Annotated in this window: 2 protein-coding genes; both read right to left on the bottom strand. The window is 70.5% G+C overall.

The genetic code is table 11. The annotated features are described in order from the left end of the window. Entirely contained in the window at positions 1 to 795 is a 795-nt protein-coding gene (locus tag QMG86_RS13880; RefSeq protein ID WP_281879949.1) for an FkbM family methyltransferase, read from the bottom strand. Further along, positions 789 to 25,253 carry a non-ribosomal peptide synthetase gene (locus QMG86_RS13875; protein WP_281879947.1) on the bottom strand — a complete coding sequence of 8,155 codons (24,465 nt, stop codon included), beginning with the start codon at positions 25,251 to 25,253 and terminating at the stop codon, positions 789 to 791. The genes QMG86_RS13880 and QMG86_RS13875 overlap by 7 nt, the downstream gene beginning before the upstream one ends.

The raw sequence follows: 25,253 nt of genomic DNA, 5'->3' as shown, positions 1-25,253 counted from the left end.
TCAGACGGTCTCCGGCCGCACGCCGTAGATCTCGTGCAGTTCGGTCCCCGTCAGGCTCGGGTCCTGGCGGGTTCGCGCGAGCAGGCCGTGCCTGCGCAGTAACTCGCAGCACTGCGCCAAACGATCGTCCCGGTCGTGCACCTCGGCCACCACGGCGCGGATGCGCGGCCAGTCCGTGTCGGCCACCCCGAGCAGTACGTCGAGTTCCGCTCGCTCGACATCGACCTTGAGCAAGCCGACCTCCGCGTTCGGACCGTGCTCGCGCAGGATCGCCGAAACGGTGGTGACCTCGACGTCCATGCGCTCACCCTCGTGCAGCCCGGCGGTGATGAGCGCGATCGCCTCGTCGTCGAGGCCGCTGTTGCGCAGATAGATCTCGGTGGCTTCGTCGTCCGCCGCGCGGTCGGCGTAGAGCCCGGAATTCGCGGAGGCTCGCGGGTACCAGGTGAACGGCGCACTGCCGGGCGCGGCGCCGACCGCGACTTGCAGTGCCACCCCGTCCGGCACGTGCATGCCCATGTTGCGCTGTAGACAGTCGAAGGTCGCCGGGGCCGGCTCGGCGGCGATCACTCGCACCCCGGGGCAGGTGTCGGCGAACATCATCGCGCTCAGCCCGATGTTCGCGCCGATATCGAGTGCGATGTCCCCCGGTCGCAGGAGCGCGGCGGCTAGCCGGTAGAAACCGTCGGTCGACATCTCGCCCCACAACATCCGCGCCTCGGCCGGACTGGTGCAGGCGACCGTCCTGCCGTCCTCGAGCCGGAGTTGCTGGAGTTGATCGAGAGTCTTCAGCATTCGTTCAAGAACCTTTCGAGGATCGGGCCGATGACGGCCAATGCGTGCGGGTGGGTCAATTCGAGATGCCGTGCGTCGACGACCGTGTTGTGCAGGTCGCCGGTGATGAAGGGCCGCCACGTCCGCAGGACGGCGTCGCCGTCCGCGCGGTCTTTCCCCGCGGTGAAGAAGACCAGGTCGCCGTCGAAGACGCCCGGCTGGTACTCCTCGGCGATGGCGGTGGCGGTCTGGAAGCTCTCCATCACCCGGTCGACCTGTTCGGCGGTGAACATGCCGCTGGCGGTCACCTGCGCGCGGATCACCGCCCATGCCTGTTCGTGGGTATCCGCGGTCACCTCCGCGCCCAGATCGAACAGTTCACGCCAGCCGCCGAGCAGATCGGCCATCAGTTCGCCGGGCGCGGGCTCGCCGGCGGTGGATCCCATCGACGCGGCCAGCGCCTGGGAGTCGCCGACGGCGCTGTCCATCATCGCCAGCATGCCGACGTGCTGCCCTTCCCGCTGAAGCCGGACGGCGACGGCATGGGCGATCGCACCGCCGAGCGACCACCCGAGCAGGTGGTACGGGCCGCTGGGCTGCAGTCGGCGAATCTCGGCCGCATAGCGTTCGGCCAGTTCGTCGACGGAACGCGCACCCGGTTCGCCCGCCACGACGTGGGGATCCTGCAAGCCGTAGACCGGCCGGTCCTTGTGCAGATGCTCGACCACGCCGCCGTAGAACCACGCCAGACCGCCCGCGGGGTGCACCGCGAACACCGCGGGTTTCGCGCCCTGCGCCCGCAGCGGCAGCAACACTTGCAGGCCCGAGCCGCCCTCCGCGCCGTCGGCCCTGGCCGCCAGCGCTCGCGGCGTCGCGTCGTCGAACATCCACGGCAACTGGATGGTCACACCGCGACCGCGCAATTCGGTCACCACCATCGTGGCCAGCAGCGAGTTGCCGCCGAGATCGAAGAACCCGTCCGTCGCCCCGACGCGCCGGACACCCAGAACCTGCGCGTAGACGTCGCTGATCACTTTCTCCGTGTGCGTCCGCGGCTCCGCGAACGCGGCCGTCGATTCCTCGAACTCGGGCGCAGGCAGCGCTTTTCGATCGAGCTTGCCGTTGACCGTCAACGGCAGTGCGGGCAGCACCATGATCGTGGCGGGCACCATGTAACTCGTCAGGACCTCGGCGGCGGTCTCGCGGACCTCCGCCGGATCGATCCGCTCCCCGCCGACGCCGACGACGTAGCCGATCAACTGGTCCACCCCGCGATCGTGCCGGTGCACCGCCGCCGCGGCCTGGGTGACCAGCGGGTGCCGCAGCAGCGCCGACTCCACCTCGCCGAGTTCGATGCGGAAACCACGCAACTGCACCTGCGCGTCGGCCCGGCCCGCGTAGGCCAACTCCAGCCCGCTCGCCGACCTCCGCCAGCGGCCCACGTCCCCGGATCGGTACAGCCGGGAGCCGTCGCGGTCGAACGGGTTGGCCACGAATCGGCCCGCGGTCAGTGCCGGGGCTCCCAGATACCCTCGCGAGAGCTGGCCACCGGCCACGTAGATCTCACCGGCGACGCCGATCGGCACCGGCCGCAAGCGGTCGTCGAGGACGTACACCCGCAATCCGGGGAGCGGCGCACCGATCCCGGCCGCACCTGTCTGAGCCGGCGTGACCTCGGAGAACGTCACGTGCACGGTCGTCTCGGTGATGCCGTACATGTTGACCAGCCGCGGCGATCCCGGCGCGTGCGCGGCGAACCAGCCGTCCAACCGGGACGCGTCCAGCGCCTCACCACCGAAGACGACATAACGAAGCGCCAGATCGCCTGCGGGGCAGCCCGCTTCCCGGTAGCGGCGCTCGGCGTCGGCGAAGCCGTAGAACGCCGAGGGTGTCTGGCTCAACACCGTCACCCCTTCGCGGGCCACGACCTCGACGAAGGTCTCCGGCGACCTGGAGGTGTCGTAGTCGACCACGACGACCTTGCCGCCGGACAGCAACGCACCCCAGATTTCCCACACCGCGAAATCGAAGGCGTAGGAATGGAACATCGTCCACACGTCGTCGGGTCCGAGGTCGAAGCGCTCGGCCGCGTTGGTGAACAGGGTGACCGCTTCGCGGTGGCCGACCGTCACGCCCTTGGGACGGCCCGTCGATCCCGACGTGTAGATCACATAGGCGACGTTGCCCGGTCGCGCAGCGGAAACCACCGGATCGGACGCGTCATCGCAATCCTCGAGGAGCAGGACCGGCGCGGCGCACTCCGGCACCGCCGCGGACATGCCCGCCGTGGTCAGCACCGCGGACGGACCCGCGTCGTCGAGCATGAAGCGCAACCGCTCCGCGGGATACGCCACGTCCAGCGGCAGATATCCCGCACCCGCGCGCACGACGCCGAGCAGGCCAACCACCAGGTCGGTCGAGCGCGGCAACGCCACGGCGACCAGCGATTCCGGTCCCACGCCGAGTTCGGTCAGCCGTGCCGCCACCGCGGCGGCGCGGCGGTCCAGCTCCGCGTAGGTCAGCCGCGCCTGGCCGTCGGTCACCGCGACCGCGTCCGGCCGTGCGGCGGCCTGAGCGGCGAACAGCTCGGCGAGGGTGGTCTCGGGCACCGCGACCCCCGCGTCACCGGCCGCGTCGAGCACCGCACGACGTTCCCCCGCGCCCACGAGGTCGATGTCGCCGACCGCGACCGCCGGGTCGGCGGTCACCTCTTCCAGAATCCGCACATATGCCTGCGCGAACCGGGTCATCGTCTCCTCGACGAAGAGATCGGTGGCGTAGGTCAGGCGTCCCCGGATGCCATCCGGCTCCCCCTGGGCGCCCGACCGTTCGACCAGGTTCAGGTTCAGGTCGGCCTGCGCCGGTTCGAATCCGTTCTCGACCGGCTCGACGATCAGTCCGGGCAGTTCCAGCGCGGCCTTGCTCAGGTTCTGGACATCGAGCGTGACCTGGTACAGCGGCAGATGCGCGGTGGACCGCGGCGGGTTCAGCGCCTCCACCACTTGCTCGAACGGCACGTCGGCATGCGCGAACGCGGCCAGGTCCGTTTCCCGGGTCGCCGCGAGCAGCTCGGCGAACGACTGGCGCGACGACACCCGTGACCGCAGCACGAGGGTGTTGACGAACATGCCGATCAGATCGTCCAGCTCGCGCTCGCCGCGGCCGGCCACCGGGGTGCCCACCGCGACGTCGCCGATCCCGGCCAGCCGCGAGAGCAGGACTGCCAGCGCGGCGTGCATGACCATGAACACCGTCGCGTTCGCCGCACGTGCGACCGCGCCGATCCGTTCCTGCAACGCGGCGGAGATCGCGAAGTCCACCGTGCGGCCGCGCATGGACGCCACCGGCGGGCGCGGCAGATCGGTCGGCAATTCGAGCAGCTCGGGCAGCCCGCCGAGGGTGTCCTTCCAGAAACGCAACTGCTGGGACATGACCGAGCCCGGGTCGTGCTCGTCGCCGAGCACGTCGCGCTGCCACAGGGTGTAGTCCGCGTACTGGACCGCGAGCGCGGGCCACGGCGGCGGCGTCCCTTGCTTGCTCGCCTGGTAGGCCATCGCCACGTCCCGGGCGAGCGGCAGCATGGACTGCCCGTCGGCGCAGATGTGGTGAACTGCGATGACCAGGACGTGCTCGTCCGCACCGAGCCGGAACAACTCCGCGCGCACCGGGGGCGCCTGCGTCACGTCGAAGCTCGCCGAAACCGTGGCGAGCACGAGCTCCATCAGCCGTTCCGCGTCGACCTCGACCGCGTCGAGTCCGGTCGGGACCTCCTCGACGGGCACGACGACCTGATGCGGTGTTCCGTCGGTTATCGGGAATTTGGTGCGCAGCGACTCGTGCCGATCGATGACCAGCGCGCACGCGCGTCGCAGTGCGTCGAGGTCGAGTTCGCCCTTCAGCCGGAGCACCAGCGGGATGTTGTAGGCACCCATCGAGGTGTCGAGCTGATTGAGGAACCACATTCGTTGCTGGGCCAGCGACAGCGGGACGAGTGCGGGGCGGGTGCGCGCTACCAGGGGCACCCGGACTGCCAGCTCGGAGGTGTCCAGCCGGGCGGCGAGCTCGGCGACCGTCGGCGCTTCGAACAGGTCGCGAACACCGACGCGCACGCCGAGCGCGGTGCTCAACTGGGCGGTCACCCGCGTCGCCGACAGCGAATTGCCGCCGAGGTCGAAGAAGCTGTCGGTGGCCCCGACCCGGTCGACGCCCAGGACGTGTGCGAAGACTTCCGCGACGTGGCGTTCGGTCTCCGTACGTGGAGCCGTCCAGGCCCGTGCCGCCGTGAATTCCGGTGCGGGAAGCGCCAAGCGGTCGAGCTTGCCGGTTCTGGTGAGCGGGAATTCGGGGAGCACCGTGCACACATCGGGCACCATGTGCGCGGGCAGCCGCAGCCGCGCGGCGGCCCTGACCTCCTCCGGATCCAAGCCATCGGAGCCGACCAGATAGCCGGCGAGCCTGCCGATGCCGCGCTCGTCCTTGCGCAGCACGACCACCGCGTGCTCCACGCCGGGCTGTGCGGCGAGCACGGCCTCGATCTCACCGAGCTCGATACGCTGGCCGCGGATCTTGACCTGGAAATCGCTGCGGCCGAGGTATTCCACGGTGTGTTCGGGCGTCCAGCGAGCCAGGTCACCGGTGCGGTACATGCGCGACCCCGGCGCGCCGAACGGATTCGCCACGAACGCACCCGACGTCGCCACCGGCCGGTTGACGTATCCGCGGGCCAGTTGCACACCGGCGAGATACAACTCGCCGACCACGCCGACCGGCACCGGTCGCAGCCACGCGTCCAGCACGACGGCCTCGACACCGCCGATCGGACCACCGATCGTGACGGTCTCGCCGGGATGCAGCGGATCGCTGATGCCGGCCAGAATCGTCGTCTCGGTCGGACCGTATCCGTTCAACAGCCGCCGGCCCGGCGCCCACTGCGTCACGATCTCCGGTGTCACCGCCTCGCCACCGGCCATCAGCACCCGCAGCGAATCCAGGCCTTCTGGCGACATCGTCGACAGCACGCTCGGCGTCATGAACGAGTGCGACACCCGCTGCGCGCGAATGAACTCCGCCAAGTCGGGCCCGCCGAACACCTCCGGCGGCGGCACCACGAGCACCGCGCCGTTGGTGTGGGCCAGCAGCAGCTCGAGGACCACCACGTCGAAACCGGGAGCGGACGCGTTCAGCACCCGCGACCGGTCGTCCACGCCGAAGCGAACCCGTTGCACGGCGGCGAAATTCGCCAGTCCCTCGTGCGTGACGGCAACGCCCTTCGGCGTTCCGGTCGAGCCCGAGGTGTACAGCACATAGGCCGCGTCGCGAACGTGTGGCGTCCGCCGTCGATCCCGGTCGGTCACCGCGGCCGAGGACCGCGCCTCGATCGCCTTGCCGATTTCCGGATCGTCGAGCACCAGCCGCCGGACAGCGTCGGGAACCAGCCCTCGCGACGCCGCGACCGTGACCGCGACGCGAACCTCGGAGTCGGCGACCATATGCGCGACGCGCTCTGCCGGATTCCGCGGATCCACCGGCAGGAACGCGGCGCCGGTCTTGGCCACCGCCCACATGCCGACCACGAGTTCCACCGACCGCGCCATCGCCAACGCCACCTGGTCGCCCGGGCCGACGCCCCAATCGATCAGTTCGCGCGCCACACGGTTCGACCAGGCGTCCAACTCGGCGTACGACAGCGCGCGCTCAGCCGAAACCACCGCTGCCGCATCCGAATTCATCGCGGCACCGGCCGCCAGCAACTCCGCCAGCACACGGGGCGCTTCGGCCGGTCCGCCGGTGGCGGGTACCAGCGCACGGCGCTCCGCCGCGGTCAACAGGTCGACCGCGCCCAGCCGCGCTTCCGGATCGGTCGTGATACCCCGCAGCACGGTCTCCATCCGAGCGGCCAGACCGGCGGCCGTCCGGTCGTCCACGCGGGCCTGCTGGTAGCGGATCCGCACGTGCAGTCGGTCGGTCTGGTGGGCCTGCACCGTGATCGGGTAGTGCGCGGCGTCGCTTCCGTCCGCCGCGACCACCCGCATGCCGTCGATGTCCGCGTCGCCCAGGCCACTGCTGTCGACCGGGTAGGACTCGAAGACGACCAGCGTGTCGAACAGCGGGCCGGCGTCCGCCTCGGACAGGATCCGGGACAGTTCGACGTCGTGGTGATCGAGCAAGCGGGTGTTGTCGGCCTGCAACCGCCGCAGCGCGTCCGCCACGGTCGCGTCCCGCGGGACGTGCACGGCCACCGGGATCGTGTTGATGAACAAGCCGATCATCGATTCCACGCCCGGCAGGTCGGCGGGACGTCCCGAGACCGTGCCGCCGAACACGACGCGCTCGACGCCGAGCAGGTTGCCCAGGACCACCGCCCAGGCGAACTGCACGATCGTCGCCATGGTGACCGCCCGTGCCCGAGCGAATTCCACGAGCTCGGCGGTGACGGCGCGATCCAGCTCGACCGCGAGGTCGACCGGGATGCCGACCGTGGTGTGCGTCCGCGCGTCGGCGACCACCGTGGGTTCGGTGAAGTCGCGCAGGGTGTCGCGCCACACCTCGAGGCCGGTGGACGGCTCGCGCCGATCCAGCCATTCCAGGTAGCCGCGGTAGGACGCCGCGGCGGGCAACAGCTCGGCGCGTGCGCTCACCGCGTACAGGCCGATCAGCTCGCGCCACAGCAAAGGCAGCGACCAGCCGTCCAGCAGCAGGTGGTGAGCCGTCAGCACCAGCCGGTAGTCCTGCGGCCCCACCTCGATGAGCAGGAAACGCAGCAGTGGAGGATCGGCCGGATCGAACGGGATCGCCCGCTCGGCCGCGATCAGCTCCTCCGGCGTCGTCGTGCTGCCGCGCAGATCGACTCGCCGCCAGCGCACGACCGCGGACGCCGGAATCACCTGCGCCGGAACGCCTTCGACGGTGCGGACGAACGCCGCGCGCAGGTTGGGATGACGCTGCAGCAAGGCCGCCGCGGACCGCTCGAGCCGATCCTCGTCGAGCACACCGGCGAGGGCGAGGGTCGATTGCGCCGTGTAGACGTCGAGATCACCCGCCGCGAGTTCGGCGTGGAACAGCAGGCCGGCCTGCAGCGGCGCCAGCGACCAGACATCCCCGAGGGCACCGTAGCGGTCCGCGAACGCGTCCAGGTCGGACTGCGTGACCGCGACGAGCGGAACGTCGGTGGGTGAGAAGCCCCAGTCCGCGTCGGCCCTGGCCGCCGCCGCGATCGCGGTCAGCGCCTCGACCCACGCGTCGACGAGTTCGGTCACGTCGTCGTGCTCGAGCAACCGCGACGCGTATCCGACATGCGCCGACAAACGCGGTCCCGCCTCGGTGTCCACGATGTTGACGTCGATGGTGAGGGCCGCGGCCGCGGGCATGTCCGGGTCGAAGGCGCCACGCCGGTCGAACGTCTCGTCGGTCGGAATCCACGCGAGGTCCGACAGTGCGGTGAGGTCGACGCCGACGCGGCCGAGATTGTTGAAACTGATCTGCGGCTCCGGCAGCGCGGCGAGCCGGTCGGCCGTGCCCGCGTGCAGGTAGCGCAGCAGGCCGTAGCCGATTCCCTTGTCCGGAATGCCGCGCAACTGCTCCTTGACGGCCTTCACCGCGGCACGCGGATCGTCCGTCTCCACACCGTTCAGGTCGAGCGCCACCGGATAGGTGTTGGTGAACCACCCCACCGTGCGGGAGACATCCGCGCCCTCGGCGATCTGCTCCGCCCGGCCATGCCCCTCCAGCAGGACCTTGACACCCGCGTGCGCGACGCCGCGCCGGTGGCGCCAGCGTGTTGTCGCCACGGCCAGAGCGGCCAGCAACGCGTCGTCCACGCTGCCGTGCGCGGCCTTCGGGACCGCGTCGAGCAACGTCGACGTGACATCGGCAGGGAGGGACACCGTCAGATGCCGGACGGTCGACTGGATGTCGACGGCGGGATCCAGCACCGCGCTGCCGAGCAGTGGGTCGGGGGCAGCGCCCATCCGGTGCCACAGCTCGAACTCTCCGGCGCGGGCCGCGGCGGCGTCGGCCACCGCGTGCGCCCACCGGCGCATGGACGTGCCCTGTGCGGGCAGTTCCACCGCGCGCCCCTGGGTGATCTGCTGCCATGCCGTCGCGAAGTCGGGGATCAGGATCCGCCACGACACACCGTCGACCGCCAGGTGATGAACGACCACGAGAGCGCGGGCTTCGGCCTCGACACCCGATTCCGGCAGCAGGCACATGACCTGCACCATCCGGCCCGCCGCCGGGTCGAGACGGTCGGAGGCCTCGGCCAACGCCGCTTCCACCACCGCGGTGAACCCTTCGCTCCCCGGCGTCTCGTGTGCGCGGAAAGTGCGGGTGAACACCACGTCCGCGACGTCGGCGGCGCTGTCCGGCGGCACCTCCAGCCACTGTTCGCGCAGCCGCGCACGCAGCATGTCGTGCTGCTGGAGCACCGCCCGCACGGTCGCGGTGACGTCCTCGACCCGCGCGTCGCGCGGCAAGCGCACCAGCATCGATTGAGCGAACCGGGGGGCGGCGCCGAGGCGCTCGGTGAACCAGGAGACCACCGGGGTGAACGGGACCCGGCCCACGCCACCACCGGGCAACTCCGCGAGCGAGACCCGTTCGGCGGCCGCGGCGACCCGCGCCAGGCCCCGGACGGTCTTCTGCTCGAAGATGTCGCGCGCCGTCACGACGACACCGGCCGACTTCAACCGGGAAGCCAGCTGGATCGACAGGATGGAATCGCCACCGAGAGAGAAGAAGGAGGTGGCGACACCCACCGACTCGATGCCGAGCACGTCCGCGAACGCCGCCGCGACGGTCCGCTCCAGCTCAGTCGCCGCTGTCTGCCCGTCGTCGTCGGTGACTCGGAACACGGGTTCCGGCAACGCTTTCCGGTCCACCTTGCCGGTCGAGGTGATCGGCATGCGGTCGAGCACGGTGACGACCGACGGCACCATGTGCGCGGGCAACGCCGATGCGACGTGCTCGAGCACGGTGTCCGGGTCCACGTCCGCACCGGCGTCGGTCACGATGTACGCGGCCAGCAGCGGCTGTCCTCCCGGCCCGGTGCGGCTGACGGTCACCGCGGCGGCCACCTTCGGGTGCGTGAGCAGCGCCGCGTCGATCTCCCCGAGCTCGATGCGCTGGCCGCGGATCTTGATCTGGAAATCGCTGCGGCCGACGTATTCCAACGTGCGCTGCGCGGTCCAGCGGACGATGTCGCCGGTGCGGTACATCCGCGCACCCGCTCCGCCGTAGGGATTCGCGACGAACGCACCGGCCGTCACCGCGCGCCGGTTGAGGTAACCGCGCGCCAGCTGGGCTCCCGCGAGGTACAGCTCCCCCGCGACACCGACCGGGACCGGACGCAAACGCGCGTCCAGCACCACTGCCTCCGCGCCACGAATCGGGCCGCCGATGGCGATCGGATCGCCCGGGCGCACCGGGGCGCTCATCGTGATCACGATCGTCGTCTCGGTCGGGCCGTAGATGTTGTGCAACCGGCGGCCGGGCGCCCAGGTGGCGATCAGTTCCGCGGGCACCATCTCACCGCCGACCGCGAGCATCCGTACCGACTCGAGGCCGGCGGGCGACATGGTGGCCAGCACGCTCGGCGTCAGGAAGGCGTGCGACACCTGATGCGTCCGGATCAGCGCGGCCAGATCCGGGCCGCCGAACACCTCCGGCGGCGACACGACCAGCGCCGCGCAGGCCGCGTGCGCCATCAACGCTTCCAGCAGCACCGCGTCGAACGCGGGCGCCGCCACTTGCAGCACGCGGGACGTGCCGTCGACCAGGTACCGATCGCGCTGCTCCGCGGCGAAATTGGCCAATCCGGCATGGGTGACCACGACGCCCTTGGGCGTTCCCGTCGAACCGGACGTGTAGATCAGGTAGGCGGCGTCCTCCACCCGCAGGACACGTCCGCGTTCGGTGTCCGTCACCGGCCGGTCCGACTGCGCGGCGATCTCGGCCGCCGTCCGTGCCTCGTCGAGCATCAGCGAATCCACACTGTCCGGCAGCGCCGCGTGGGTGGTCGCGAGCGTGATGCCGATCGCGGCGCCGGAATCGCTCAGCATGTGGGCGATCCGCTCGACGGGGTAGCGCAGATCCACCGGGACGAACGTGGCGCCGGTCTTCGCGATCGCCCACATGGCGACGTGATAGTCGACCGACCGTGGTACGGCCAGCGCGACGAACATGCCCGGCCCGGCGCCGCGGGCGAGCAGCACACGGGCGAGGCGGTTGGCCCTGCTGTCGAGTTCGGCGTAGGTGAGGGTTTCGGTGTTCCCGATCAGCGCCGTCGCCGCCGGGGCCACGGCCACGGCGGTGGCCAGCACATCCGGAAGCAGGCACGGCTGGGTGCCCTCGATGCCCCGCACGGGCACCAACCGTTCGAACTCGGCCGCGCTCAGCAGGCCGATGCGGCCGATCGGCCGCGCGGGATCGCTGACGACCGCCTCGAGGACACGAACGAATCTCTCGCACAGCGCTTGGGCGGTCGACTCGACGAAAAGATCGGTGGCGTAGATGATCTCGCCGTCGATCCCGGCGGGCTGATCGCCCTCGCGGCGTTCGGTGACCAGCACCGTGAGGTCGGCCTTGGCCTGCGCGAGGCCGGGGTCGAGGACTTCGACGCCGATGCCGGGCAGCTCGAATCGGGCCGCTCGGGTGTTCTGCAACCCGAACATCACCTGGAACAGGGGCGAATACGCCGTCGAGCGCGGACGTCCGATGACATCGACGAGCCGTTCGTAGGGCAGGTCGGCGTTGGCGAGCGCTTCGAGGTCGACGTCGCGCACCTCGGTGAGCAGGTCGCGGAAAGAGCGGGCCTCGTCGATCCGCGTGCGCAGCACCACCGTGTTCACGAACATGCCGACCAGATCGTCGAGTTCCGGCCTGCCGCGACCGGCGACCGGCGTGCCGACGGTGATGTCGTCGCTGTGTGCGGTGCGCGCCAGCAGGATCGCCAGCGCCGCGTGCAGGACGACGAACACGGTGACGCCCTCCCGGTGGGCCAGCCGCACCACGGCGTCGTGCAGCGTTGCCGGCATCCGGAACCGGACGTTGCCTCCGTCTGTGGACAAAGTGGCGGGCCGCGGCCGGTCTGTCGGCAAGGCCAGCAACTCCGGGGAACCGTCGAGAACGTCGGTCCAGTACTCGATCTGCCGGGCGATCGGTGAGCTCGGATCGTCCTCGGCGCCGAGCGACTCCTGCTGCCACATCGCGTAGTCGGCGTATTGGACGGCCAGCGGTTCCCACTGCGGCGTGTGGCCGTTCACCCGCGCCCGGTACGCGGCGAACACGTCGCGCGCGAGCGGAGCCATCGACGCTCCGTCGGCCGCGATGTGATGGACCACGACCACCAGCACATGCGTATCCGGCGCGGTGCGATACAGCCGCGCCCGCACGGGCGCCGATTCCGCGACGTCGAATCCCGCCTCGACCGCGTCCCGGATCCGCTCGGCCAGTTCCGTTTCGCCGCTGACCGGCTCCGCTGCGAGTGTCACTTCCGCGTCGATCGCCGCGACGTCGCGCACCACTTGGCGGGGCTCACCGTCGATCAGCGGATACACCGTCCGCAACGGCTCATGCCTGGTCACCACGTCCAAGAACGCCGCCCGCAGCGCATCTACGTCCAGCGCGCCGGTCAGGCGGGCCGCGAAGCAGATGTTGTAGGCAGAGGAGGCGGTGTCGAACTGGTTGAGGAACCAGATGCGCCGTTGCGCCGCCGCCAACGGGACCGCACCCGCGCGTTGCCGTGCGGTCAGCGGAATCGCGGTGGACCGGGTCCGCGCCGAAATCCGTTCGGCCAGAGCGGCGATCGTCGGCGCGTCGAACACGTCCCGGATACCGACGTCGACACCCACGGCCGCCTGCGCCCGCGCGGCGAGCTGGGCAGCCGACAGCGAGTTGATCCCGATCTCGAAGACGTTCGCCGTCACGCTCACCCGGTCCGCGCCGGTCAGGTCGGCGACCAGCCGCGCCAGCATCGCCTCGGCGTCGGTGCGCGGCGAGACGAAGGCGTCGCCGGCGTCGAACACCGGCCGGGGCAGCGCCGATCGGTCGAGTTTGCCGTTCGCGGTGAGCGGCATCGCGTCGAGCACCTGCACGGCGTCCGGCACCAGGTAGGACGGCAGGGTGCGGGTCAGCTGCTCGCGGATCGCACGGCCGTCGGTCACCGCGCCCGGTGCCAGGGTGACGTATCCGATGATGCGTTCGGTCGTCACGACGGCCACCGCACGCGCCACCTGCGCGACAGCGCGCAGGGCGGACTCGATGTCACCCGGCTCCACCCGCTGGCCGCGCACCTTCACCTGGAAGTCGCTGCGGCCCAGGTACTCGAGCTCCCCGGTCTTGCGCCAGCGGACCAGGTCACCGGTCCGGTACAGCCGCTCCCCCGCCGCACCGAACGGGTTCGCGACGAACGCGCCGCAGGTGAGGTCGGCGCGCGCGTGGTAGCCGCGCGCCAACTGGACACCGGAGACGTACAGCTCACCGACGACGCCGACCGGCACCGGCCGCAACCGCGCATCCAGCACGTAGACCTTCATGCCCGCGGCGGGCGCCCCGATCGGCACCGTCGCGGCGGTCGTCGCGTGCGGTGCGCACCGTTGCGCGGTCACCACCTCCGCTTCCGCAGGCCCGTACCAGTTCACCAGTTCCGCGTGCGCGAAGACGCGCTCCGCCGCGTCGACCGTGCGTTGTGCCAACGCCTCGCCCGCGACGAACACCCTCCGGATCGACGGCAGTGCCGCGACACCGGCGGATTCCAGCAGGACGTCGAGCATCGACGGCACGAAGTGCACGGTCGTGATCTCGTCGCGCGCGATGATCTCCGCGAGATAGGCCGGGTCGCGATGACCGCCGGGTTCGGCGACCACGATGTGCGCGCCGGTCTGCAACGGCCAGAACAACTCCCACACGGCGATGTCGAAGGTGATCGGCGTCTTGTGCAGCACCGCGTCGGAGGCGCCGTGCGGCCACTGCTGCTGGGCCCAGGCCAACTGGCTCACGGTGGCGGCATGGGTCAGGGCCACGCCCTTGGGGACGCCGGTCGACCCGGAGGTGAACAGCACGTAGGCCAGGTGGTTCGGCCGCAGCGGTGTGCGCCGCTCGGTGTCCGTGATCCGGGCGCCGGACAGGCCGCTCACGTCCAGCCGGTCGATCGGCGCGTACTCGAATCCGTCCGGCAGACCGTCGCCGTCGTTCTCGGTCGTGAGCACCAGCAGCGGTCCGGCCGCGCCCAGCACGTGCGCGATCCGCGCGCTCGGGTGGTCCGGGTCGATCGGCAGGAACGCCGCGCCTGCCTTCACCACCGCGTAGAGAGCCGTGACGAGCTCGGCCGATCGACGGATCGCCACCGCCACCACCGTCTCCGGGCCTGCACCGCGCGCGATGAGCCACCGGGCCAGCCGGTTCACGCTCGCATCGAAGTCCCGGTAGGTCGAGGTGCTGCCGTCCGGCAGGCGAAGCGCCGTACCGTCGGGGGTGCGGGCGACCTGTTCGTCGAAGACGTCGACCAGTGTCCGGCCCGCCGCGGCGGAGCCACCGGTGTCGTTCCACTGCTCCAGCACCTGCGACCGCTCCGCCTCGTCGAGCAACCCGAGCGCCCCGACAGTGGCCTCGGCGTCGCGGGCCGCGGCATCGAGAACGCGAACGAATCGGTCGGCGAAGCGCCGCACCGTGTCCTCGTCGAAGAGGTCCGTGGCGTAGGTCAGGCGCAGCGTCATGCCGGTGGGCTCGTTGTGCGTGCCGTGGCCCTCGCTGATCATGAGCAGCAGGTCGTAGATCGCCGCGCTGTCGCCCGGGTCCACGTTCTCGACGGTGAGGCCAGGAAGCTCGACGCGAGCGCGGGTCATGTTCTGGTAGGCGAGCAGTACCTGGAACAACGGCGTGTGCGCCGTCGAGCGCACCGGGTTCAGCGCGTCGACCAACTGCTCGAACGGCACCGTGGCGTGATCGAACGCCTCGATGTCGGTGCGCCGCACGTCGTCGAGCAGGCTCGCGAAGGTCTGATCCAGGGAGATCCGCGTCCGCATCACCAAGGTGTTGACGAACATTCCGACCAGGTGGTCCAGCGACCGGTCGCCCCGTCCCGCGTGCGGAACGCCGACCGTGACGTCGTCGCTGCCGGACAGCCGCGACAGCAGCACCGCCAGAGCCGCGTGCACCACCATGAACGTCGTGGCCCCGGCTCGCCGCGCCAGCGATTCCACCCGGCCTTGCAACTCACCGGGGATGGTCACCTGGATCACCGCGCCACGCTGGGACTGTTCCACCGGCCTCGGACGGTCGGTCGGCAACTCGAGCAGGTCGGGCACGCCCGCGAGTTGCGTTCGCCAGTAGGCGATGTCGCGGCCTACGAAGGAATCCGGGTCGTCGACGGAACCGAGGACCGCTCGTTGCCACAGGGCGTAGTCGGCGAATTGCACCGCCAGCGGCGCCCAGTCCGGCGCGGCGCCGCCGGAACGCGCCCGATACGCCGTCACCAGATCGGCGGCGAGCGGAGCCACCGAGAAGCCGTCGCAACTGATGTGGTGCGCGGCCAGCGCGAGCGTCCACGCCTCGTCCGACAACTGGTACAGCGCCACGCGCAGCGGCACGCCCGCGGCGACGTCGAATCCGGTGCCGCAGAATTCGGCCAGCCGGTGCGGCAGCTCCCGCTCGCCGACCGCCTGCGGGGTCAGATCGCACGTCGCCAGCACGTCCTCGGCGTTCAGCACCACCTGGGTGGGCGTGCCGTCGACCGCCGGGTACATCGTGCGCAGGCTCTCGTGCCGCTCGACGACATCGCCCACGGCGGCGGTCAGCGCCGCCAGATCGAGCTCGCCCTCCAGCCGGATCGCCAGTGGCACCACGTATCCGGGCGCCGCCGGGTCGAACTGATTCAGGAACCACATCCGGGTCTGCGCGTGCGACAGCGGAATGCGGTCCGGCCGCGGGATCGGGGTCGGCGCGGGAAGACCGGGAATCGCGCGCAACTGGGCGATACGCTCGGCCAGAGCGGACACGGTCGGAGCCTCGAAGATCGCGCGCACCGGGATGGTCACGTCGACGACGTCGCCGATCCGGCTCAGCGCGCGCGTCGCGACAAGCGAGTTGCCGCCGAGTTCGAAGAAGTCATCGTCCGCGCCGACCTCGGGCCGGTCGAACAGTTCCGCGAAGACCGCGGCGATCGCCTGTTCGACCAGGCCACGTGGCGGCCGGAACTCGGACTCCTGGACGCTCGGGTCCGGTTCGGGCAGCGCCCGATAGTCCACCTTGCCGTTGGCGTTGAGCGGAATCGAGTCGATCCGGGTCACCGAGGAGGGCACCATGTAGGCAGGCAGCCGGTCCAGCAGCACGGCCCGGACCTGCCGGACGTCGAGCGCCGCGTCCGCGACCACGTAGGCGACCAGCCGCTGCTCGCCGCCGTCGACCCGTACCTGCGCGACGGCCGCATGCACCTGCTCGTGCGCGATCAGCGCCGCTTCGATGTCGCCGAGTTCGATCCGCAGGCCGCGCAGCTTCACCTGGGTATCGGCGCGGCCGACGTAACGCAGGTTGCCGTCCTCGTCCCAGCGCACCAGGTCGCCGGTGCGGTAGAGCCGAGCGCCGGGCGCGCCGGCGAACGGATCGGCGACGAACGTCGCCGCCGTCAGCCCCCGGCGGTCCTGGTAGCCGCGAGCCAGCTGGACGCCACCGAGGTACAGCTCACCGGTCACCCCGACCGGCACCGGATGCAACCGCGCGTCCAGTACATGCACGGTCACGTTCGCCTCGGGCACGCCGATCGGCACCGCCACGCCCTCGACCGAATCGATCCGGTGCGCGGTGACGCTGACCGCCGCTTCCGTCGGGCCGTACAGATTGTCGATCCGCGCGTCGCTGAAATCCCGGAAGCGGCGCACGATCTCGGCAGACAGCGCCTCACCGATGCACAGCACCCGCCGCAGGTCGGGGAACTCGCGCGGAGTGGCCACCTCGAGGAACGCCGAGAGCAGTGACGGCACGAAGTCCACCGTGGTCACCCGATACTCGGCGATCAGCCGGGCCACTTCCCGCGGATCGCTCTGCGCGTCGGGACCGGCGACGACCAGGGCCGCACCGCAGGTCAACGCGGAGAACAACTCCCAGACCGAGAGGTCGAAGGTCACCGGCGTGCGCAGCAGCATGACGTCGCTGCCGCCGAGCCGGTAGTGCTCGCGCATCCAGCGCAACTGGTTCACCACCGCGGCGTGCGGAACCGCCACGCCCTTGGGCACACCCGTCGAGCCGGAGGTGTAGATGACGTAGGCCAGGTCGTCCGGGCGCAGCGGGCGCGTCCGGTCGGCATCGGTCACCGCGGAGGCGTCCAGCCGCTCGGCGGCGAGGTCCCCGAGCGCCCAGACCGGCACGTCGCCGGGCAGACTCGCCCGATCGTCCGGACGGGTGAGGATCGCGGTGGGCCGTGCGTCGGACAGAACGGCCCGCACCCGGTCGACGGGGTGATCCGGATCCAGCGGCAGGTAGGCCGCACCTGCCGCGTGGATGGCGTACAGCGTGGTCAGCAGGTCCACCGAGCGGCGCATCGCCACCGCCACGACGGTCTCCGGGCCGATTCCGCGCTGGATCAGCGCACGCGCCAGCGCGTTCACCCGGGCCGCGAATTCCCGGTAGTCGAGCCGGGCGCCGCCGTCGGCGTCCACCACCGCCGTGCGCTCCGGCGTCGCCTCGGCCTGCACGGCGAACAGGTCCGCGATCGTCGCCGCCGGCGCCTGTGTGATCACACCGCTGGACCGCTGCGCGATCCGCCGCGCTTCCTGATCGGTCAGCAGATCGATGTCGCCGATCGCGCGGGTGGGGTCGAGGACGATCGCGCGCAGCAACAGCAGGTAGCGATCGAACATCGCCGTGATCGTCGACTCGTCGAAAAGGTCTGTGGCGTAGCCGAACTCGACGGCCATGTCGCCCGGCTCGCCGTCCGGCGCCAAGGCGTCGACCAGATTCAGGTGCAGGTCGTATTTCGCCACGCTCGGATCGGCCATCTGCGCCGAGACCGTCAAGCCCTCGAATCGCACCGTCGGGATCTCGATGTTCTGGAACGAGAAGCCGACCTGCGTCAGCGGGGCGTGTGCCGTCGAGCGCGGCGGGTTCAGCACCTCCACCAGACGCTCGAACGGGATGTCGGCGTTCTCGAAAGCGGCCAGGTCGGTGGCCCGGACCTGATCCAGGATCCGGACGAAGGACGCTCCGGGCGCGATGTGCGTGCGCAACACCAGCGTGTTGACGAACATGCCGACCAAGCCGTCCAGCCCCGGCTCGCCGCGACCGGCGATCGGGGTGCCGACCGCGATGTCCCCGGTGCCGGACAGCCGCGCCAGCAACGCCGCGTAGGCCGCGTGCATCACCATGAAGACCGTCGCGTCGTGGCGGCGGGCCAGCGCGACCACTTCCCGGTGCAGATCCGCGGGCAGGGTGGCCGAGACCGTCGCGCCGCGGAACGACTGCTTCGCCGGCCGCGGACGGTCGGTGGGCAGGTCCAGCACTTCGGGCAGGCCGGCGAGGGCCGCGAGCCAATAGCGGGTCTGCGCGACGGTCGGGCTGTGCGGATCGTCCTCGCTGCCGAGCAGCTTCCGCTGCCACAGCGCGTAATCCGCGTACTGCACCGGCAGCGGCGCCCACTGCGGCGCTTCGCGCCGGACCCGGGCCCGGTAGGCGGTCATCAGGTCCGCGGCCATCGGCGCGAGCGAGGACCCGTCGAAGCTGATGTGATGGACGACGAGCACCAGGGAGTGGTCGTCGGGTGCGCTGCGCAGCAGCGCGACCCGGAACGGAACCTCGGCGGTGACGTCGAAGCCCACCGTTACCTCGGCGGCGACACGCGCCTCGATTTCCTCGGCCGCGACGGTCACCGGAGTCAGCGGGCGCAGCGCCGTCTCCACCGGCACGATCACCTGGTGCGGTCCGCTGTCGCTGTCGGGGTAGACAGTCCGCAGCGCTTCGTGCCGTTCGAGCACGTCCGCGATCGCCGCGTGCATCGCGGTCACGTCGAGGTCTCCGGACATCCGCACGACCAGCGGGATGTTGTACACCGGTGAGCTCGTGTCGAACTGGTTGAGGAACCACATGCGGGCCTGCGCCGGTGACAGCGGGATCCGATCCGGGCGCTCCTGCGGGACCAGCGGCGCCCGGGTCGCCGCGTCGGCGCTGCGCAGCCGCTCGGCCAGCGCACCGATGGTCGGCGTCTCGAAAATCGCGCGCAACGGCACCTCGACGCCGAACGCGCCGCTGAGCTGCGCCGCGGCGCGCGTGGCCGACAGCGAGTTGCCGCCGAGGTCGAAGAAGCTGTCGAGGACGCCGACGCGGTCGATGCCCAGCACGCCCGCGCAGATGTCGGCGACGATCTGCTCGGTGGCATTGCGTGGCGCGACGAACTCCACGCCGGGAGCGAACTCCGGTTCCGGCAGCGCGGCGCGGTCGACCTTGCCCACCGCCGACAGCGGCAAGGTGTCGAGCACCATGACCGTGTCCGGCACCATATGCGACGGCAGGCGTTGGGCCGCGTACTTGGTCAGCTCGGCGGTGTCGACCGCGCCGTCGGCGGGCACCACGTACGCCGCCAGCCGCGAGCCGCTCTCGGCGTGCACGCCGACCACTACTGCCGCCGCGACGGCGGGATGTCCGGCGAGCACGGCTTCGATCTCGCCGAGTTCGATGCGCTGCCCGCGGATCTTGACCTGGAAATCCGTGCGCCCCAGGTATTCCAGCGTGTGTTCGGCGGTCCAGCGCGCCAGGTCACCGGTGCCGTACATGCGGGTGCCCGCAGGGCCGTAGGGGTTGGCGACGAACGTCACCGCCGTGGAGGCGGGCCGGTTGAGGTACCCGCGGGAAAGCTGCACACCCGAGACGTACAGCTGCCCGGTCACGCCGACCGGGACGGGCCGCAACCGCTCGTCGAGGACCACCGCGTCGACGCCGCGGATCGGGCCGCCGATGGTCACCGGGTCGCCGACGCACAGCGGGTCGCTGATCGCGACCATGATCGTGGTCTCGGTGGGCCCGTACCCGTTGTGCAGCCGTCGTCCCGGCGCCCACACGGCCACCGTCTCGGCCGACACCGCTTCCCCGCCCGCCACCAGCACCTGCAGCGAATCGAGTCCGGCGGGCGACATCGTCGCCAGCACGCTCGGCGTCACGAACGCGTGCGAGACCTCTTGTGCGCGAATCAATTCCGCCAGCTGCGCACCGGCGAACACCTCCGGCGGCGACACCACCAGCACCGCGCCGTTCGCGTGTGCCATCAGCAACTCCAACATCACCGCGTCGAAGCCAGGCGCCGCCACCTGCAGCACGCGCGACCGGCGATCGACGCGATAGCGCTCCCGCTGCTCGATCGCGAAATTCGCCAAGCCCTCGTGGGTCACCGCCACGCCCTTCGGCTTGCCGGTGGAGCCCGAGGTGTACACCACGTAGGCCGCGTCGGCCACCCGGCAGGCGCGCAGGCGCTCCGCGTCGGTCACCGCCGCGGACGATTGCGCAGCGAGGAACGCCTCGGTGGCCGGGTGGTCCAGGACCAGCTGCCGCACGTGGCCGGGAAGCAGGGCATGCGACGCCTCGACACTGAGCGCGACCTCCACATTCGAGTCCGCGATCATGTGCGCCACCCGCTCGGCGGGGTAGCGCGGGTCGACCGGCACGAACGCGGCACCCGCCCGCGCCACCGCCCACACGCCGACCACGAACTCCACCGACCGCCCCATGGCCAGCGCGACCTGGTCGCCCGGCCCCACGCCCCAGTCGATCAACACGCGGGCAAGACGATTCGACCACTCGTCGAGCTCCCCGTAGGTGAGCACACGATCCCCCGCCACCACGGCCGGCGCGGTGCGCTCACCGACCAGCAGCACATCCGCGAGCACGCGGGGCTGCTCGGCACGACCGCCGGATGCCGGGACCAATTCCAGGCGCTCGACTCCGGACAACAGGTCCACGTCGCCGACGCGCGCCCGCGGATTCGCCACGAACGCGTCGAGCGTGCGGTTCAGCCGATCGGCGAGCTCTTCGACGGTCTCCCGGTCGAACAGATCCGTCGCGTAGTTGATCCGCAGCGCCACATCGCCACCCGCGGCGGTGTTCTCGGCGACGGTGACGATGATGTCCACCTTCGCCGGCTCGGCGCCGGGATCCAGCAGCTCGACGGTGAGTTCGGACAGCTCCAAGCTCGCCCGGCCCATGTTCTCGAACGCGAGATATACCTGGCACAGCGGCGCGTACGCCAGGGACCGCTTCGGATGCAGTTCGTCCACGACGCGCTCGTAGGGCAGGTCACTGTTGGCGAAGGCGTCGACATCGATGCCCTTGACGCGCGTCAGGAACTCGGTGAACGACTCCTCGGCGGACACCTCGGTACGCAGCGGCACGGTGTTGACGAACATGCCGATGAGCGGCTCCAGCGCCCGTTCGCCGCGACCGGCGACCGGCGTGCCGATGGTGATGTCCGCCGAACCCGACATCCGCGCCAGCAGCACGGCCAGCGCCGCGTGGACGACCATGAACGTCGTGACGTTGGCCGCGCGTGCCAGCCGCTCGATCCCGGCGAAGGTCTCGGCCGGGATCACCGTGTCCGCGACGTCGCCGCGCATGGATTGGCGGGCCGGACGCGGCCGGTCCGCGGGCAGCTCGAGGACCGGCGGCATGCCCGCCAGTCGCTGCGACCAGTAGCGCAATTGGCGGGCGGCGCGCGAATCCGGGTCGTCCAGGTCGCCGAGCAGACTGCGATGCCAGACGCTGTAGTCCGCGTACTGAACGCTCAACGGCTCCCAATCGGGGGTCTTCCCCTGCACTCGGGCCTCGTAGGCGACCGCGACGTCGGCCGCGAGCGGCCGGAGCGAGGACCCGTCGCAGCAGATGTGGTGCAGGATGACGGCCAGCACATGCCGGCCGCGGTCCGCGGTCGCCAGCAGCGCCACCCGGATCGGGGCGCGTTCGCGCAAATCCGTTCCGACGGAAGCCAGCTCGCGAATTCGATGTTCGATCTCGTCCGGGTCGGTCGGTCGCGGAGTCAGGTCGAGACCGGCGACGACCTCGTCGGCAGGCAGAACGACCTGGGTGCCCTCGCCGTTCACGGCGGGGTAGACGGTGCGCAGCGATTCGTGCCGATCGATCACGTCGGTGAGCGCGGCACGCAGCGCCGCGGCGTCGAGACGCCCGGTCAGCTGCACGATCAGCGGAATGTTGTAGGCGGCCGAGGTGGGGTCGGTCTGGTTGACCAGCCACATCCTGTTCTGCGCCGGCGCCAGCGGAATGGGCTCGGGCCGGGGCGCCGCGGCCCGCAGCACGGGCCTGCCGGAACTGCGTCCGGCCTCGAGATGCGCGGCCAGTTCCGCGACGGTCTGCTTGACGAACAGGTCGCGCACCGACATATCGCACCGGGTCACCTCCGCGATGCGCACGGCAGCGCTGGTCGCGGTGATCGAGTTGCCGCCGAGTTCGAAGAAGCTGTCGAAAACGCCCACCCGGTCGATGCCGAGGACTTCCGCGAAGACATCCGCGATCGACTCCTCGACGACCGTGCGGGGCGCGACGTATGCCGCGGCCGAATCGAAGACCGGTTCGGGAAGTGCGCGGTAGTCCACTTTGCCGTTCACGGTCAGCGGCACGGCGTCGATCACGACGACGCTCGACGGCACCATGTACTCCGGCAGTCGCCCGCCGACGTGGGCGCGCAAGGCGTCCGGATCCACGTCGGCGCCGACGGCGGGCACGACGTATCCGACCAGCCGGGCGGCCTCCGTGCCGGGCAGGTGCACGACGACGACCGCCGCGGCGACGGCACCGTGCGACAGCAGCGCGTTGCGGATCTCGTCCAGCTCGATCCGGAACCCGCGCAACTGCACCTGCTGGTCGGCGCGGCCGCGATATTCCAACTCGCCTCGGTGGTTCCAGCGCGCCACGTCACCGCTGCGGTAGAGGCGCTCCCCCGGCCGCCCGAACGGATCGGCGACGAAACGTGCGGCGCTCAGCGCGGGCCGGTTGAGGTAGCCACGAGCGAGTTGTGTTCCGGCGACGTAGATTTCGCCCCAGGCGCCGAGCGGGCACGGGCGCAAGCGCTCGTCGAGGACATACGTGCGCAAGCCCGGCAAGGCCGGGCCCACCGTGCTCGGTGCGCCTGGAACGGCGACGTCCGCGGTGAGACCGGTGTAGGTGACGAAGACGGTGGTTTCGGTGATCCCGTAGCTGTTGGCCAGCACCGGCAGATCCGGGTTGTGCTCGTACCAGTCGGACAGCCCGGCGGGATCGAGGGCCTCACCCGACAGGACGACCAGACGCAGCGACAGCTCGCCTTCCGGCTCACCGGCGTGCGTGTACCGCTGTCGGGCGGCCGCGAACTGGTAGAACGCCGAAGGGGTCTGGCTGAAGACCGTGACCCGCTCGCGTGCCGCGAGCCGCACCATGTCGTCCGGCGAGCGGCTGGTGAGGCCGTCCACCACGACGATCCGGCCGCCGCTGACCAGCGCACCGAAAATCTCCCAGACCGAGTAGTCGAAGGCGAAGGAGTGGAACAACGTCCAGACGTCGCCGGATCGGATGCCGATCTCGGCGCACGAGTTCACCAGATAGGTGGCCACGGCGCGGTGGCTGATCGAGACGCCTTTCGGCCGGCCGGTCGATCCGGACGTGTAGATGACATAGGCGAGGTGGTCGGGACGCAGCAAGCCGAGCCGATCGGCATCGGTGATCGGGTCCGCGGCTTCCTCGGCGGCGAGGACGTCCTCGAACAGCACGACGCGGCCGGGATCACCCGGCACGTGCTCACGCATGTCCCGCTTGGTCACCACCGCGATCGGGTTCGCGTCACTCAGCACGTATTCGAGCCGCTCGGCCGGATGGGCCGTGTCCAGCGGAAGGTACCCGGCGCCTGATTTCAGTACGCCGAGTACCGCGACGATCAGATCGGCATCCCGTGGCAGTGCTATGGCCACCAGCGCTTCCGGCCCCGCGCCGAGCGCGATGAGCCTGCGCGCGAACCGGTTGGAGCGTTCGTCGAGTTCGCGGTAGGTGAGAGTGGTGTCGTCGAATGTCACGGCGACTGCGGACGGCGTGGCGGCCGCCTGTCGGGTCAGCAGATCCACCAGTGTGGCCGAGGGCGATTCGCCGTCGCGGCCCGCGAGTTCCTGGACGATGCGCAGTTCCTCGGCGGGGGCGACGAGCGGGATGTCGCCGATGCGGGCGTCCAGGGGCGCATCCATCATCCGGTGCAGGAAATCGAGGAACCGGTCGGCGTGCGACTCGAGTTCGTCCTGCCCGTAGAGGTTCGGGTTGCCGTGCAGTTCGATGAGCAGCGGCGCGTCCGCGCCCGAGCGGTACAGGTTCAGCTGCAGATCGTCGAGCGCGCCGGAGGTCAGGGCGCGATAGCGGCCGACGGCCGAGCCGAGCCGAATCTCCGAATCGAAGAACAGGATGTTCACGATCGGGCCGTACGAATTCGCGGAGGAGTCGATCGCGGCCGACTCGCGGCGCAGATCCTCGAACCGGTACAGCTGGTGACGCATGGCCGCGACCAGTTCGGACACCGACGCGCGGACCAGCTCCTCCACGGTGGTCGAGTGGTGTACGGCGAAGCGGATCGGCACCATGTTCGCCAGCATCGCGGCGGCATTGCGCAGGCGCTTGGTCACCCGGGCGGTCACCGGCAGCGACAGCACGACATCCTCGGTGCCGGTCATCCTGGCGAGGAACGCGGCGAACGCCGCGATGACCACCTGCGCGGCGGACGCGTTCACCTCCTCGGCGTAGCGGTCGAGCCGGTCGGACAGGCGTGCGGGCAGCTGCAACCCGGCCACGCGGTCGACCTTGCCGGAACGGGCTGTGCGGCCGGACAGACTGACCGGCTTCGGCAGGTCGGAAACCTTGTTCATCCAATACGCTTTGTCCGCCTCGTATCGCGAGCTGGCGCGATAGGCGTGCTCCGCCTCGACGATGTCGTGCAGGCTCGCCGCGTCCAGTCGCGTCGGCGGCCTGCCCTCCAGCAGGGCGTTGTAATGCTCGGCCATCCGGGTCAAGCTGTTGAAGGCGCCGTACCCATCGATCACCAAATGGTGCGCGCGGCCGTACCAGAAGTAGTGGTCTTCGCCGACCCGGATGAGCCTCGTCTCGGTGAGCCGGTCGCGGCTCAGATCGACCGCCTTCGTGTTGTAGTCGCGGCGCATCCACTCCATCGCCGTCGCGACCGGATCCTCCGCATCGCTGAAATCCAGCACCGGCTCGTCATAGATGATGCCGCGGTCGACGAATTGATAGGGGCGGCCGTCGGATTCGACCACGCGCACCACCAATGACTCGGTTTCGTGACCGCCGTCGTTCACCGCCTGGGTGAACGCGTCGTAATCCACCGGGCCCTCGATCTCGACACAATGTGCGATGTTCACAGCCGGTCCGCCGGGCACATGGTCCGCGAGCCACATGCCGTACTGCGCACTCGAGAGCGGGATCAGCCCCAGATCGCCGTCGGCGGTTCCGTCTGACTTCAGATTCAT

This window comes from Nocardia sputorum (assembly GCF_027924405.1).
Lineage (GTDB): Bacteria > Actinomycetota > Actinomycetes > Mycobacteriales > Mycobacteriaceae > Nocardia > Nocardia sputorum.
The sequence above is the reverse complement of the archived record's forward strand: the minus strand, read 5'-3'. Positions and strand labels throughout refer to the sequence as shown.

Bases quoted from the DNA above. Each gene is read 5' to 3' on its own strand.
- QMG86_RS13875 (WP_281879947.1), bottom strand. From the start codon at position 25,253: ATGAATCTGAAGTCAGACGGAACCGCCGACGGCGATCTGGGGCTGATC.
- QMG86_RS13880 (WP_281879949.1), bottom strand. From the start codon at position 795: ATGCTGAAGACTCTCGATCAACTCCAGCAACTCCGGCTCGAGGACGGC.